This window comes from Lysobacter enzymogenes (assembly GCF_900106525.1).
In the GTDB taxonomy this organism is placed as follows: Bacteria; Pseudomonadota; Gammaproteobacteria; order Xanthomonadales; family Xanthomonadaceae; genus Lysobacter; species Lysobacter enzymogenes.
The window spans coordinates 798,415-812,068 of sequence record NZ_FNOG01000001.1; the positions used below are offsets into that span (position 1 = coordinate 798,415).

Sequence of the window (13,654 nt, forward strand, 5' to 3'; positions counted from 1 at the left end):
TGAACCAATGCCCAATTCCGGGGTCCGATTCCCCAGCCTCACCCCGGGGCACCGCCGGCGCGCCCTGCGGACGCCTGCGCTAGACTTGCCCGCGACTCAACGCACAGCATCTCCGTGGCCCGAATCGATTACGACGAAGACGAGCACGACGACGACGACTCGCAGGGCGCAGGGCCGGGCTGGCGTCGACGGCTGGTGACCTGGGCCCTGGCCGGCGCCGGTCTCGGCCTGGGCTTCCTGATCCCGTACACCCTCTATCTCAACCACGAAGTCGGCGAACGCTTCGGCCAGCTGCGTTGGCAGATCCCGACCCGGGTCTACGCGCGGCCGCTGGAAGTCGCGCCGGGCACGGCGCTGGATGCGGCCACGCTCAAGACCGAACTCGACGCGGCGTCCTACCGCGAAGACGGCGGCGAGCGCCCGGGCACCTACGCCCGCGACGGCGGCCGCTTCACCATCGCCAGCCGCGGCTTCAACGACGTCGACGGCGCCGTGCAGCCGCGCCGGATCGAGGTCGCCGTCGCCGGCGGCCGCGTGGCCAGCGTGCGCGACCTGACCAGCAAGAAGGCGCTGCGCACCGCGCGCCTTGACCCGGCGCGCATCGCCACGCTGTACGGCCAGAAGCAGGAAGAGCGCCGGCTGGTGCGGATCGAAGAGGTGCCCGAACTGCTGGTCACCGGCCTGCAGGCGGTCGAGGACCGCGACTTCAACCATCACTTCGGCATCGATTTGTCGGGCATGGCCCGCGCCGCGTTCAAGAACGTCGCCGCCGGCCGCGCCAAGCAGGGCGCCAGCACCCTGACCCAGCAGCTCGCGCGCAGCGGCCTGCTCGGCATCGGCCAGGAACAGACGCTTACCCGCAAGGGCAAGGAGATCATCTACGCCCTGCTGATCGAGGCGCGCTACGACAAGCGCACGATCCTGGAGGCGTACTTCAACCAGGTCTACCTCGGCCAGCGCGGCTCGCAGGCCATCCACGGCGTCGCCGCGGCGTCCGAGTTCTGGTTCGGCCGCGACCTGCGCGACCTCAACACCGAGCAGATCGCGCTGCTGATCGGCATCGTCCGCGGCCCGTCGTATTACGACCCGCGGCGCAATCCCGAGCGCGCCCTGGGCCGGCGCAACTTCGTCCTGGGCGAGATGCTCGAAACCGGGCTGATCAAGCAGGAAGAACACGACCGCGCGGTCAAGACCCCCCTGGAGATCACCCAGAACCCGGGCAACATCGCCGCCAACCGCTTCCCGGCCTATGTCGACCTGATCCGCCGCCAGCTCGCCCGCGACTACCCGGCCGATGCGCTGGCCGGCGCCGGCCTGAGCGTGATGAGCGGCATGTCGCCGGCCGCGCAGGCGCAGGCCGAAGGCGCGGTGGCGCGCACGCTCAAGAACCTGGACAACAAGCGCCGCCCGCCGCTGCAGGCCGGCCTGGTGGTCACCGACGTGCACAACGGCGAAGTGGTGGCCGTGGTCGGCAGCCGCGAGTTCACCCAGCCGGGCTTCAACCGCGCGGTCGAAGCGCAGCGGCCGGTAGGTTCGTTGCTCAAGCCGTTCGTGTACTTGCTGGCCTTGGCGCGTCCGAGCGAGTTCAACCTGTCCACCTGGGTCGACGACTCGCCGGTGACGGTCAAGCTCGGCCGCGGCCGCAACTGGAACCCGGGCAATTCCGACGGCCGCAGCCACGGCCAGGTGCGCATGGTCGATGCGCTGGCGATGTCCTACAACCAGGCCACCGTGCGCATCGGCATGCAGGTCTCGCCCGAAGCCATCGGCGAGCTGACCCAGAAGCTGGCCGGCATCCAGGCGCCGAACAATCCTTCGCTGATTCTCGGCGCGGTCGATCAAAGCCCGTACGCGATGGCGCAGCTGTACCAGTTCCTCGCCTCCGGCGGCGAAGTGCAGCCGCTGCACGCGGTGCGCGGCGTGCTCGACGCGCAGGGCAAGGCGGTCAAGCGCTACGACAAGGAACCCGCGCCGGCGCAGGAAGGCGACGCGATCGCCGCGCGCCTGATCACCATCGCGCTGCAGCAGGCGGTCACCAACGGCACCGGCCGCCAGCTCGTCGCCGACGGCCTGGGCAAGCTGCAGCCGGCCGGCAAGACCGGCACCAGCAACGACGGCCGCGACAGCTGGTTCGCCGGCTGGACCGGCGACCACCTGGCGGTGATCTGGGTCGGCAACGACCAGAACCAGACCACCGGCCTGTACGGCGCCACCGGCGCGATGCGGGTGTGGTCGGCGATGTTCTCGCGCCTGCCGACCGCGCCGTTGCAGGTCACCGACAAGGGCCTGGACTGGCAGCCGGTGATCGGCAGCAACAGCACCGACGCGGCCTGCGCCGGCGCGCGCCGGTTCCCGTTCGTGGCGGGCTTCGCCCCGCAATACGCGCCGTGTCCGCAGCCGCAGCCCGAAGCCGAGGAATCCAGCGGCGGCGGCTGGCGCGAATGGTTCGGCATCGGCAAGGACAAGGACGAGCCTGCGCGCGAGCCGGCGTCCACTCCCCCGTCTCCGGAGCAGTAATCGATGAACCTCAATCCTGTGCGCGCCGCTCGTCGCGGCGCCGTCCTGGCGACGCTGGCCGCGCTCGCCGCGGCCTGTTCGGTCGCGCCGCCGCAGCCGTCGGTGTTAGCCGAGGCCAACTTCAACGGCGAAGCCGCGGTCGCCCAGGTGCGCGCCGCCGCCGGCCCCGCCGCGCGCGAGCTCGACGTGCAGCCGCTGCGCGATCCGCAGGTCGAGGACTTGCGCCAGAAAGCCGAGGCGCTGGAGAAATCGCGCAAATATCCCGAGGCCGCGGCCGCGCTCGACCAGGCGCTGCAGATCAACGCCGACGACCCGGCGCTGTTGCAGGAACGCGCCGAGGCCGCGCTGCTGCTGCACCGTCTCGACGACGCCGAGCGCTTTGCGCAGAAAGCTTTCGACGGCGGCTCGCAGGTCGGGCCGCTGTGCCGCCGGCATTGGGCGGCGATCGCCCAGGCGCGCCAGGGCAAGCTCGACGGCGTCAACGCGGCGATGAAACTGGCCAAGCGCCAGGATCACTACGACGCCCTGGTGCCGCAGCGCGACGGTCTGATGAAGTCGCGCCGCCAGGCGCAGGACAAGATCGCCGCCTGCACCGTCGCCGCGCCCGCCAGGTACTGACGTCTCCATGGAACCTAGTCGCCTCGGCGTCGCCAGTCGGGCCGCGCTGAGCGACGGCGGCGAGATCGCGCGCAAGCTCGAAACCTTCGCCCCGCGGCCGGCGCAGCAGGACTTGGCCGCGGCCATCGCCGATGCGTTCGAAAGCCGCGACACGCTGCTGGCCGAGGCCGGTACCGGCACCGGCAAGACCTTCGCCTATCTGGTCCCGGCGCTGCTGTCGGGGCTCAAGACCATCGTTTCCACCGGCACCCGCGCGCTGCAGGATCAGCTGTATCACCGAGACCTGCCGCGGGTGCGCGACGCGCTCGGCGTGGGCTTGAAGACCGCGCTGCTGAAGGGGCGCGCCAACTATCTGTGCCGCTACCGCATGGAGCAGGCCAAAGGCGAGCCGAAGTTCGCCTCGCGCGAGGTCGCCGCGCAGTTCCAGCGCATCGTCGCCTGGTCCGGGAGCACCCGGTTGGGCGATCTGGCCGAACTGGAAGCGCTGCCGGAAGAATCGCCGCTGCTGCCGATGGTGACCTCCACCGCGGAGAACTGCCTGGGCAGCGAATGCCCGTTCTACGCCGACTGCTTCGTGGTGCAGGCGCGCCAGCGCGCGCAGGCCGCCGACGTGGTGGTGGTCAACCATCATCTGCTGCTGGCCGACCTGGCGCTCAAGCAGGAAGGCTTCGGCGAAATCCTGCCGGGCGCGCAGGCGTTCGTGATCGACGAAGCGCATCAGTTGCCCGAGCTGGCCGCACAGTTCTTCGGCGAAGCGGTCAGCGCGCGGCCGCTGGTGGAACTGGCGCGCGATTCGCTGGCCGAATGCAAGAGCGTGACCGGCGCGCTGGCGAGCCTGCAGGTGCCTTCGCGCGACCTGGAGCACTCGGTGCGCACGCTGCGCACGGCCATGGACGAGCTGCCGATCCGCGGCACCCGCCGCCGCGCCGGCGAAGTGCCGGCGGTGGAGGACGGCTTCGATAATCTGGAAGCGGCGCTGCTCAATCTGCGCGACGCGCTGGAGCCGCTGCGCGGCGCCGCGCCGGGGTTCGACAGCTGCCACGCGCGCGCCGAGGAGTTCATCGAACGCCTGCGCCGCTGGCGCGGCGCGCCGGTAGCGCGGCCGGAGCCCGAGCCGGAAGAAGACGACGATTTTTCCCCGCCGCGGCGCGAACCGATTCCGGCCGAAGCCGAGAACCAGGACGCCTTCGCCGCCGCTCAGGAAGCGCAGGAGCAGGGCGAAGGCACGCCGCCGGAAGGCCGCGACGGCAGCGTGCTGTGGTACGAGCTGACCGCGCGCGGCTTCCGCCTCAGCCGCACTCCGCTCGACGTGGCCGGCCCGCTGGCCGCGCACCGCGAACGCTCGCGCGCGGCCTGGGTGTTCACCTCGGCCACGCTGACCGTCGGCGCCCAGTTCCATCATTACGCGCGCAAGCTCGGCCTGTTCGAACCCAAGACCCTGCTCGCGCCGAGCCCGTTCGACTGGGCCCGGCAGGCGCTGATGTACCTGCCGCAAGGGCTGCCCGATCCGGCCGTGCGCCATTACAACGAGAGCATGGTCGAACGCCTGCGCCCGGTGCTGGAAGCCTCCGGCGGGCGTGCGTTCGTGCTGTTCGCCTCGCACCGCGCGCTGCGCGAGACCGCCGAACTGCTCAAGGGCGGCCCGTGGCCGCTGTTCGTCCAGGGCGAAGCGCCGCGGCACGTGCTGCTGGAGCGCTTCCGCGCCTCCGGCAACGGCGTGCTGCTGGGCGCGGCCAGCTTCCGCGAAGGCGTGGACGTGGCCGGCGAGGCGCTGAGCGTGGTGGTGATCGACAAGCTGCCGTTCGCCGCGCCCGACGACCCGGTGTTCGAAGCGCGCCTGGACGCGATCCGCCGCCGCGGCGGCAACCCGTTCCGCGACGAACAGCTGCCGCAGGCGGTGATCGCGCTCAAGCAGGGCGCCGGCCGGCTGATCCGCAGCGAACGCGACCGCGGCGTGCTGGTGCTGTGCGACCCGCGCCTGCACAGCAAGAGCTACGGCCGCACCTTCCTCGACTCGCTGCCGCCGCTGCCGCGCAGCCGCCGGGTCGAAGACGTGGCCGACTTTTTCGCCGGCCGCCCCTTGGCCCTAGAATCGGCGTCGTCCGCGCGCGACGGCGAGGACTACTACTACCGCTGAACGCGGTGACCGCTAAGGAGGCTGGCCATGAGCGAGCAGGAGCCGGCGGCGCGCAAGCCGCGCGTGCACGGATTGGGCGGAGTGTTCTTCAAGGCGCGCGACCCGGCCGCGCTGGCGCAGTGGTACCAGCGCCACCTCGACCTGGACGTGCAAGGCTGGGGCGGCGCGCTGCTGCGCTGGCGCCGCGCCGACACCGGCGGCGAGGCCTGCACGGTGTGGGCGCCGTTCGGCGAAGACAGCGAGTATTTCAAGCCCAGCGACAAGCCCTACATGCTGAACCTGCGCGTCGACGACTTGCAGGCGACGCTGCAAGGACTGCGCGAGGAGGGCTGCCAGGTGCTGGATCGCTACGAGGAATCGGAGCAGGGCAAGTTCGGTTATGCGCTGGATCCGGAAGGCGGGTTGCTGGAGCTGTGGGAGCCGGCGCCAGGGTATTGAGCTTGCGGCGGGCAACAGGCGGCGGCGAAGGCCTTATCCCCCCGAACCTCCCGCGCCCCCAACCTACCGTCATTCCCGCGAAGGCGGGAATCCAGGGCTCTTCGTGCGAGAGCGCTTGAAGTCTCTGGATGTTCGGCTCCGCCGAAGTAAAGCCGAGCCCGCCTTCGCGGGAATGACGGTCGGTTGGGAGCGCTGGTCTCCGCCGCCCTGCCGCCCCGCTCACGCCATCGGCGCCCATCCGCGCGATAATCGCCCCGATGAAACTCCTCGCCTTCGAAACCTCCACCGAAGCCTGCTCCGTCGCCCTGTGGCTCGACGGCGACGTGCGCGAGCGCTTCGAACTGGCGCCGCGCCGCCACGCCGAACTCTCGCTGCCCTGGGCCGAAGAACTGCTGGCGCAGGCCGGGGTGAAGCGGCGCGAACTCGACGCCGTGGCCCTGGGCCGCGGCCCCGGCGCGTTCACCGGCGTGCGCCTGGCCATCGCCCTGGCCCAGGGCGTGGCCCTGGCCCTGGACGTGCCGGTGATCCCGGTCTCGACCCTGGCCGTGCTGGCGCTGCGCGCGCAGCCGCTGGCCGGCGGCGCAGGTCCGCAGCGCGTGCTCAGCGCGATCGACGCGCGCATGGGCGAGATCTACACCGCCGCTTACGAACTGCGCGACGGCGAACCGTTCGCGCTCGACGCCGAAGCCGTGCTCGCGCCCGACGCCGCGCAGTTGCCGGGCAACGAAACCGATTGGCTCGGCGTCGGCACCGGTTTTGCCGCCGCCGACGGCGCGCTGCGCCAGCGCCTGGGCGCGCGCTTCGCCGCGATCGACGCCGAGGCGCTGCCGCACGCCGCCGACCTCGCGCGGCTGGCCGCGGCTGCTTATGCGCGCGGCGAAACCGTCGCGCCCGAACGCATCGAGCCGGCCTACCTGCGCAACAACGTCGCCCTCACCATCGCCGAGCAGGCCGCGCTGCGGGCGCGCTCGTCGTAACCGCGGCGCCGGCTTGCTGCCTCTGGCCGCAGACCAACCTCTTTCCGCTCACGCTCAAGGACGAACCATGAAATCGCTGCGCCTGCTCGCGTTGTCGTGTTGCGCCGCCATGGCGCTGTGCGCGCCTGCGTCCGCGTCCGAACCGGCCGAAGTCTGGCGCGGCACGGTCGGCACGCTGCCGGTGGCGCTGAGCTTGAACCAGGGCAGCGGCGACGAGGTCTACGGCCAGTACTTCTACTTCAAGCACCTGCGCGACCTGGAACTGCAAGGCAAGCGCGACGACAAGGGCTTGCATCTGCAGGTACTCGACCGCAAGGGCGCGACCACCGAGCGCTGGGAACTGAGCGCGAAGGGCGATGCGCTGGAAGGACAGTGGCGCGCCGGCAAGCGCAGCCTGCCGGTGCGCCTGCAGCGCGTGGACATCGCGTCCCTGCGCGCCGGCCGCGACGGCGAGCGTTACCGCCGCGCCGGCGACGACGCCTCGGCCTTCGATGCGCTGCGCGTCAGCGAACTGGCGCTGGAAAAATCCAAGACCCAGCAGTTCCAGGGGCATCAATTGCAATGGTGGCGCGAGCCGCGCACCGGCATGGAACTGTTCACCGTCGAATCCGGCGTCGACCAGCCGGCGCGCGGCCGGGTCAACACGATCCTCAAGCAGCGTCTGTGGCGTTCGGCCGTCGACGCGCTGCAATGCACCTCCGCGCCGGAGAGCGACTTCGACCAGACCGTCACCCCGCGCCTGCTCGACCGCCGCTTCCTCAGCCTCAGCCTGATGACCAGCTACTACTGCGGCGGCGCGCACCCGGACTTCGGCGATTCGCCGCTGACCATCGACGTGCGCAGCGGCCGCGAACTGGCGCTGGAGGACGTGCTCTGGCTCGGCAAGGGCGCGCCGCCGCGCAGCGCCGGCCGCGGCGATTACGACAGCCCCGGTTACAAGCGACTGAGCGAGTACCGCCAGTCGACCTTGGTGCCTTGGACGATCAAGACGCTGACGCGGCTGCATCCGGCCGAGATGGCGAAGCCCAAGGACGAAGAGGGTTGCGACTATTCCGATCCCGACGTCTGGGGCACCTCGATCTGGTACCTCACCGCCGAAGGCCTCTACCTCGGCCCGTACTTCGCCCGGGTCGCGCGCGCCTGCGAGTATCCGGAGTGGTCGCTGGTGCCGTGGAAGCAGGTCGAGGCGCATCCCGGTCCGGCGTTGAAGTAAGGCCGCGCCGATCGGCGCCCACGTCGCTGCGTTGCAGCGGCGGATGGCCGAGTTCGTCTTCGCCTTGGGGCCAGCCTCGAACCGTACGTGAGCGCGCTGGCGCCCGCGCCGCTGAGGCGGCGGCGCCTCACTCGTCGACCAGCGACCCGCCCGGCAGGAAGTTCCAGGTCCGGGTCACGTGCAGGATGTCTGGGTTCTCTTCGGTCTTCGGCAGCGGCGCATACGGCTCGGCCAGCTTGGCGATGCGCAGGGCCGAGGCGTCGAGCAGGGCGATGCCGCTGCTGCGCACGATGTCGGCGCGCTCGACGCTGCCGTTGCGGCGCACCGCCACGCTGATGACGACCTGCCCGGCGAGCCGGCGCCGGCGCGCTTCGTCGGGGTAGTTGAGGTTGCCGACCCGTTCGACCCGGTCGACCCACTCGCGCAGGTAGCCGGCCCAGGCGTACTCGGTGGTGCTGGCGGAAACGAACTTGCGGGTCGGGCGCTTGGCGTAGCGCTCCGAGCGCATGTGGATCTCGGCCGCCAGCCGCGCCATTTCGATGTCGTGCTCGATCTTGCGTTCGCCGGGCGGCAGCGGCCGCTCGGTCGGCGTCTGGGCGAGGCGCTCGCGCGGCGCGACGGTCTCGCCGCGGGTGCTGCTGACCACGCGCGCGGTCGGCTGCGCCTGCGCCGCCGGCGACTGCGCGCGCAGCGCCATCTGCGCCACGCCGGCCTCGGCCTGCGGCGCCGGGCCGGACTGGTTGTCGCGCGGGCGGGTGCTCTTGTCGTGCTCGCCGCCGCCCTGGTTGTTGGCCTGGGCGAGGAAGTCGGCCTGCTTGGGCGTCAGCGCGGTCTGGGTCTGGGTCAGGATCACGTCCAGGGTCGGCACCACCGGCGCGGCCTTCTCCAGGGTGTAGCCGACGCCGAGCAGGAGGATGCCGTGGACCAGCACCGACAGCACCATGGTCGCGCTGAAGCGCTGCGGCTCGGCCAACCCGCCGCCGGGCAGGTGCGGAACGCCGGCCGCGCTCATGCGGCGCGTGCGGCCGACAGGCGGGCCTCGATCGCGTCGAACAACAGGCCGGCGATGTTGAGGCCGAACTGTTCGTCGAGCTCGCGGATGCAGGTCGGGCTGGTGACGTTGAGCTCGGTCATGTAGTCGCCGATCACGTCCAGGCCGACGAACAGCATGCCGCGCGCGCGCATTTCCGGGCCGACCTGGGCGGCGATCCAGCGGTCGCGCTCGCTCAGCGCGCGGCCGCAGCCTAGGCCGCCGGCGGCGAGGTTGCCGCGGAACTCGTCGCCCTGCGGGATCCGCGCCAGCGCGTAGTCGACCGGCACGCCGTCGACCAGCAGGATGCGCTTGTCGCCGTCGGCGATTTCGGGAAGGAATTTCTGCGCCATCACCAGATGCCGGCCGCCGTCGCCGAGCGTTTCCAGGATCACGTTGAGGTTGGCCTCGCCGGCGGCGGCGCGGAAGATCGAGCGCCCGCCCATCCCGTCCAGCGGCTTGAGCACGGCCTGGCCGTGGCGCTGGACGAAGGCCTTGAGCTCGGCCGGGTCGCGGCTCACCAGGGTGTCGATGCAGCACTGCGGGAACAGCAGCGCGGCGAGCTTCTCGTTGTAGTCGCGCAGGCCCTGCGGATCGTTGACCACGAACGCGCCGGCACGCTGGGCGACCGAGAGGATCTGGGTGTCGTGCAGGTACTCGGCGTCGACCGGCGGATCCTTGCGCATGAGGATCACGTGCGCACTGCTGAGTTCGATTTGTGACCAATCTCCCAATTCGAACCAGCCGTTCTTATCGTCGCGCACGCGTACCGGCGCTACCTTGGCGCGTGCGCTGCCGCCGTCCAGGCTCAGCCCGCCGGGCGCTACGTACCAAAGGCGGTGGCCGCGGCGCTGGGCCTCCAGCAACATGGCGAAGGTAGAGTCCTTGGCGATCTTGATCGACCCGATCGGGTCCATCACGACGACGATGTCCAACGGCATGGCAACGGAATCCTCAAAGATTGACGGGATGGTAGCAGGCAGGTCGCCGGTATCTGTCATGATGTAGGGGTCGCAAACGGCCGTGCAGCGTCCATTTGCGACACGCAGCGATCAGGTCGACCGCCTTGCGCGGGACAGGACGATGGCTTAGCCGAGGGAAGCGGCATCCGGGGAAGTGTGATGCCCGGAGTTTTTGTCCTGTGATCTGTGCGGCATGCGTATTCAGTTTCCGGGCGCGAAACGCGCGCTTGACAGCCTGCGTGCGGCTTGAAATAAAGACGGCTTCGCGACGCCCCGGGGATTTCAAGGCGTTTGCAATGGGGGATACAAAGAATGCTCGACGAGGTTCGTAGCGGCAGCCTCGATGGTCTCAGGGTCATGGTGATCGACGATTCCAAGACCATCCGTCGAACCGCCGAGACGCTGTTGAAGCGCGAAGGATGCGAGGTGGTCACGGCCATCGACGGATTCGAAGCGTTGGCCAAGATCGCCGACCAACAGCCGCAGATCATTTTCGTGGATATCATGATGCCGCGTCTGGACGGCTATCAGACGTGCGCGCTCATCAAGAACAATCAATTGTTCAAGGGCACGCCGGTCATCATGCTGTCCTCCAAGGATGGGCTGTTCGACAAGGCGCGGGGCCGCATCGTCGGTTCCGAGCAATACCTGACCAAGCCATTCACGCGCGAGGAGCTCCTCGACGCGATCCGCAAGCACGTACACGCCTGACCGGGGGGTAGGGCACACCATGGCACGCATCCTGCTTATCGAGGACTCGCCGACGGATACCGCGGTGTTGACCCAACTGCTGCAACGCAACGGTCACGAGGTGTTCGCCGCGGGCAGTGCCGAGGACGGAATCGAAGCGGCCAAGCGCGAGCTGCCCGACCTGGTGATGATGGACGTGGTGCTGCCGGGCATGAACGGCTTCCAGGCCACCCGTGCGCTGAGCCGGGACGAGCAGACCAAGCAGATCCCGGTGCTGATCGTCAGCACCAAGGGCATGGAGACCGATCGCGCCTGGGGCATGCGCCAGGGCGCGCGCGACTACATCGTCAAACCCCCGCGCGAGGACGATCTGATCGCGCGGATCAAAGAATTGCTGGATAAGTGAAACGATGATTTTGAAGACGCCGTTCGATGTGCTGAGCGATTACGAGCGCCGTTCGCTGGCGCACGTGGCCGGTCTGCCCGAACAGCTCGACGCGCCCGGCCTGTGGCGCGGCGTCGGCTACCGCATCGGCGCGCGCCGGCTCGCCTCGACCTTCGCCGAGGTGGTGGAAATCCTCTCGCTGCCGCAGGTCACCCAGGTGCCCGGGGCGCAGCCGTGGATGCTCGGGGTGGCCAACGTGCGCGGCAGCCTGCTGCCGATCGTCGACCTCAAGCAGTTCCTGGAGGGCGAGCGCACCGTGCTGCACGAAGGCCAGCGCATCTTGCTGGTGCGCCAGCCCGGCGGCGACGTCGCGGTGCTGATCGACGAGCTGTTCGGCCAACGCAGCTTCCACGAGCACAACCTGCTCGACCTGGACCAGGCGCAGGCGCTGACCTCGGGCCGTTACGCCAACTTCGTCGAGCGCGCCTACCGCGTGGACGACCACGCCTGGGGCGTCTTCAGCCTCGAGCGCCTGGCCCGCACCCCCGAATTCCGACAAGCAGCGGCCTGACGCAGCCGCTTCCTCCAACAAGACCGCACGCACGTACACCCGAGGTTCCCGAACCATGAGCACTGTGATGGACAACGCCGGCAAGAGCCGCATGCTGGGCGCCAATACCTGGCTGATCGTGCTGGGCATATCGGTGTTGGTGTTCGGCCTCAACACCGGCTATGCGACCTGGCAGGCCGCGCGCCTGGGCGGCGCCAGCTCGGCGGCCTCGCGCTTGCAGGTGAACTCGCAGAAGCTCGCGGTGCAGGCGCGCGAAGCGGTCGGCGGCAACAAGGACGCGTTCGCCGCGTTCAAGACCACCAAGTCGGCCATCGACGGCGACATCAAGTCGCTCAACGACAACTACGGCAACACCGCCAACGTGTCCGGCCCGATCGAGACGGCGACCAAGACCTGGGAGCCGATGGGCAAGAGCTCCGACCAGGTGCTCGCCTCGGAGAAGGCGGTGCTGGCGCTGGCGACCAACGCCGACAGCTTCTCCGGCCGCGTGCCGCAGCTGCAGGCGCGCCTGGACGAACTGGTGCGCGCGATGTCGGCCTCCGGCTCGCCGTCCTCGCAGGTCTACATCGCCCTGCGCCAGATGGTGCTGTCGGCGACCATGGCCCGCCGCATCACCGAAATCCGCGCCGGCGGCAGCGGCGCCGGCATGGCCGGCGAAGCGCTCGGCCGCGACGCGATCGTGTTCGGCAACATCCTCACCGGCCTGCGCAAGGGCGACTCGTCCTTCGGCGTCAACGCCCTGGGCAACGGCGGCGCGCTGGCCGCGCTCGGCCAGGCCGAGGCGCTGTGGCTGGAGATGAAGAAGGACCTCGACGCGATCTCGGCCAGCTCCAAGGACCTGTTCCAGGCCCAGGCCGCGGCCGAATCGATCACCGGCGGCTCGGACAAGATGCTCGCCGACAGCCAGTCGCTGTTCTCGGCGCTGACCTCGTTCGGCTCGATGAGCGACACCAGCATCCTGGGCAACATCTGGGTCTCGATCATCTCCGGCCTGGGCGCGCTGGTCGCGATCGCCGGCTTGCTGTTCTCGCTGAACTACGCCCAGCAGCGCCGCTACCAGACCACCAAGGAACTCAACGACCGAAACCAGGAGGCGATCATGCGCCTGCTGGACGAAATGGGTTCGCTCGCGGAAGGCGACCTGACGGTGAAGGCCACCGTCACCGAGGACATGACCGGCGCGATCGCCGACTCGATCAACTTCGCGGTCGAACAGCTGCGCAGCCTGGTGCAGACGATTACCGACACCTCGGTGCAGGTCGCCTCCAGCGCGCAGGAAACCCAGGCCACCGCGATGCACCTGGCCGAGGCGGCCGAACACCAGGCGCAGGAGATCAACTCCGCGTCCGACCGCATCAGCGAAATCGCGGCCTCGATCGACCAGGTGTCGAAGAACTCGGCCGAGTCGGCCGACGTGGCGCAGCGCTCGGTGCAGATCGCGACCAAGGGCGCGGGCGTGGTGCGGCAGACGATTCAAGGCATGGACTCGATCCGCGATCAGATCCAGGAGACCTCCAAGCGAATCAAGCGCCTGGGCGAGAGCTCGCAGGAAATCGGCTCGATCGTGGAACTGATCAACGACATCTCCGAACAGACCAACATCCTCGCGCTCAACGCGGCGATCCAGGCGGCATCGGCGGGCGAAGCGGGTCGAGGCTTCGCGGTGGTGGCCGACGAAGTGCAGCGACTGGCGGAACGCGCGTCCAACGCAACCAAGCGAATCGAGACGCTGGTCCAGACAATTCAGTCCGACACCAACGAAGCTGTCAGCTCGATGGAACAGACGACCTCCGAAGTGGTCGCCGGCGCGCGCCTGGCCGAGGACGCCGGCACCGCGCTGGGCGAGATCGAAAAGGTGTCGTCGGACTTGTCGAACCTGATTCAGGGCATTTCCAGCGCCGCGCAGCAGCAGTCCAGCGCAGCCTCGAACATCACCCAGACGATGAACACCATTCAGCAGATCACCTCGCAGACCTCGCAGGGCGCCAACCAGACCGCCGCGTCGATTGGAAACCTCGCGCAGTTGGCGGCGGACCTGCGCCGTTCGGTGGCCGACTTCAAGCTGCCGGCCTGAGCGCGGGCAGGAGCCGCTTGAAGCGCAGGCGTGGCAGGTGCA

At 69.6% G+C, this 13,654-nt stretch carries 12 protein-coding genes; 10 read left to right on the forward strand and 2 right to left on the reverse strand.

The features are described from left to right. Positions 1–123: 123 nt before the first annotated feature. The 6 genes from mrcB (at position 124) to BLU84_RS03490 (ending at position 7,900) form a co-directional block, all read left to right on the forward strand. Positions 124–2,517, forward strand: a complete 2,394-nt coding sequence (gene mrcB / locus BLU84_RS03460) for a penicillin-binding protein 1B (protein WP_233431071.1) — start codon at positions 124–126, stop codon at positions 2,515–2,517. Positions 2,518–2,520: 3 nt separating this feature from the next. Beyond that, on the forward strand, positions 2,521–3,135 hold the full coding sequence (locus tag BLU84_RS03465; protein ID WP_074862916.1) for a hypothetical protein: 615 nt from the start codon (positions 2,521–2,523) through the stop codon (positions 3,133–3,135). Between the two features lie 7 nt (positions 3,136–3,142). Next, positions 3,143–5,272, forward strand: coding sequence for a DNA repair helicase YoaA (yoaA, locus tag BLU84_RS25395; protein WP_083382280.1), 2,130 nt, complete (start codon positions 3,143–3,145; stop codon positions 5,270–5,272). A gap of 27 nt (positions 5,273–5,299) precedes the next feature. Next, positions 5,300–5,710: a VOC family protein gene (locus BLU84_RS03480; RefSeq protein ID WP_074862918.1), complete on the forward strand. Its 411-nt coding sequence runs from the start codon at positions 5,300–5,302 to the stop codon at positions 5,708–5,710. 257 nt (positions 5,711–5,967) lie between these two features. Continuing rightward, positions 5,968–6,687 carry a tRNA (adenosine(37)-N6)-threonylcarbamoyltransferase complex dimerization subunit type 1 TsaB gene (gene tsaB / locus BLU84_RS03485; RefSeq protein ID WP_074862920.1) on the forward strand — a complete coding sequence of 240 codons (720 nt, stop codon included), beginning with the start codon at positions 5,968–5,970 and terminating at the stop codon, positions 6,685–6,687. 67 nt (positions 6,688–6,754) lie between these two features. Continuing rightward, the gene (locus BLU84_RS03490; RefSeq protein WP_074862922.1) at positions 6,755–7,900 is read left to right on the forward strand and encodes a hypothetical protein; all 1,146 of its coding nucleotides are present in this window, start codon (positions 6,755–6,757) and stop codon (positions 7,898–7,900) included. Positions 7,901–8,027: 127 nt separating this feature from the next. Here the strand turns inward: BLU84_RS03490 and BLU84_RS03495 are convergent, their stop codons facing one another. Together BLU84_RS03495 and gshB are read right to left on the reverse strand one after the other, a co-directional pair. Further along, complete coding sequence (locus tag BLU84_RS03495) at positions 8,028–8,912, reverse strand: energy transducer TonB (protein ID WP_074862924.1); 885 nt, start codon at positions 8,910–8,912, stop codon at positions 8,028–8,030. Further along, positions 8,909–9,871 (reverse strand): glutathione synthase, encoded by a 963-nt coding sequence (gene gshB / locus BLU84_RS03500; RefSeq protein ID WP_074862925.1) that lies wholly within the window; start codon positions 9,869–9,871, stop codon positions 8,909–8,911. Before gshB ends, BLU84_RS03495 begins: the two co-directional genes overlap by 4 nt. A gap of 333 nt (positions 9,872–10,204) precedes the next feature. Between gshB and pilG the strand changes: the two genes are divergently transcribed. The 4 genes from pilG to BLU84_RS03520 are packed head-to-tail and all read left to right on the forward strand — an operon-like array spanning position 10,205 to position 13,612. Next, positions 10,205–10,603 carry a twitching motility response regulator PilG gene (gene pilG, locus BLU84_RS03505; protein WP_031372856.1) on the forward strand — a complete coding sequence of 133 codons (399 nt, stop codon included), beginning with the start codon at positions 10,205–10,207 and terminating at the stop codon, positions 10,601–10,603. A 19-nt stretch (positions 10,604–10,622) separates the two neighbouring features. Further along, positions 10,623–10,988, forward strand: coding sequence for a response regulator (locus tag BLU84_RS03510; protein ID WP_074862927.1), 366 nt, complete (start codon positions 10,623–10,625; stop codon positions 10,986–10,988). A 10-nt stretch (positions 10,989–10,998) separates the two neighbouring features. After that, complete coding sequence (locus BLU84_RS03515; protein ID WP_074863320.1) at positions 10,999–11,538, forward strand: chemotaxis protein CheW; 540 nt, start codon at positions 10,999–11,001, stop codon at positions 11,536–11,538. A gap of 55 nt (positions 11,539–11,593) precedes the next feature. Continuing rightward, positions 11,594–13,612, forward strand: a complete 2,019-nt coding sequence (locus tag BLU84_RS03520; protein ID WP_074862929.1) for a methyl-accepting chemotaxis protein — start codon at positions 11,594–11,596, stop codon at positions 13,610–13,612. Positions 13,613–13,654 lie beyond the last annotated feature (42 nt).

Bases quoted from the DNA above. Each gene is read 5' to 3' on its own strand.
- yoaA (WP_083382280.1), top strand. From the start codon at position 3,143: ATGGAACCTAGTCGCCTCGGCGTCGCCAGTCGGGCCGCGCTGAGCGAC.
- BLU84_RS03490 (WP_074862922.1), top strand. From the start codon at position 6,755: ATGAAATCGCTGCGCCTGCTCGCGTTGTCGTGTTGCGCCGCCATGGCG.
- tsaB (WP_074862920.1), top strand. From the start codon at position 5,968: ATGAAACTCCTCGCCTTCGAAACCTCCACCGAAGCCTGCTCCGTCGCC.
- BLU84_RS03520 (WP_074862929.1), top strand. From the start codon at position 11,594: ATGAGCACTGTGATGGACAACGCCGGCAAGAGCCGCATGCTGGGCGCC.
- BLU84_RS03510 (WP_074862927.1), top strand. From the start codon at position 10,623: ATGGCACGCATCCTGCTTATCGAGGACTCGCCGACGGATACCGCGGTG.
- BLU84_RS03495 (WP_074862924.1), bottom strand. From the start codon at position 8,912: ATGAGCGCGGCCGGCGTTCCGCACCTGCCCGGCGGCGGGTTGGCCGAG.
- BLU84_RS03465 (WP_074862916.1), top strand. From the start codon at position 2,521: ATGAACCTCAATCCTGTGCGCGCCGCTCGTCGCGGCGCCGTCCTGGCG.
- gshB (WP_074862925.1), bottom strand. From the start codon at position 9,871: ATGCCGTTGGACATCGTCGTCGTGATGGACCCGATCGGGTCGATCAAG.
- pilG (WP_031372856.1), top strand. From the start codon at position 10,205: ATGCTCGACGAGGTTCGTAGCGGCAGCCTCGATGGTCTCAGGGTCATG.
- BLU84_RS03480 (WP_074862918.1), top strand. From the start codon at position 5,300: ATGAGCGAGCAGGAGCCGGCGGCGCGCAAGCCGCGCGTGCACGGATTG.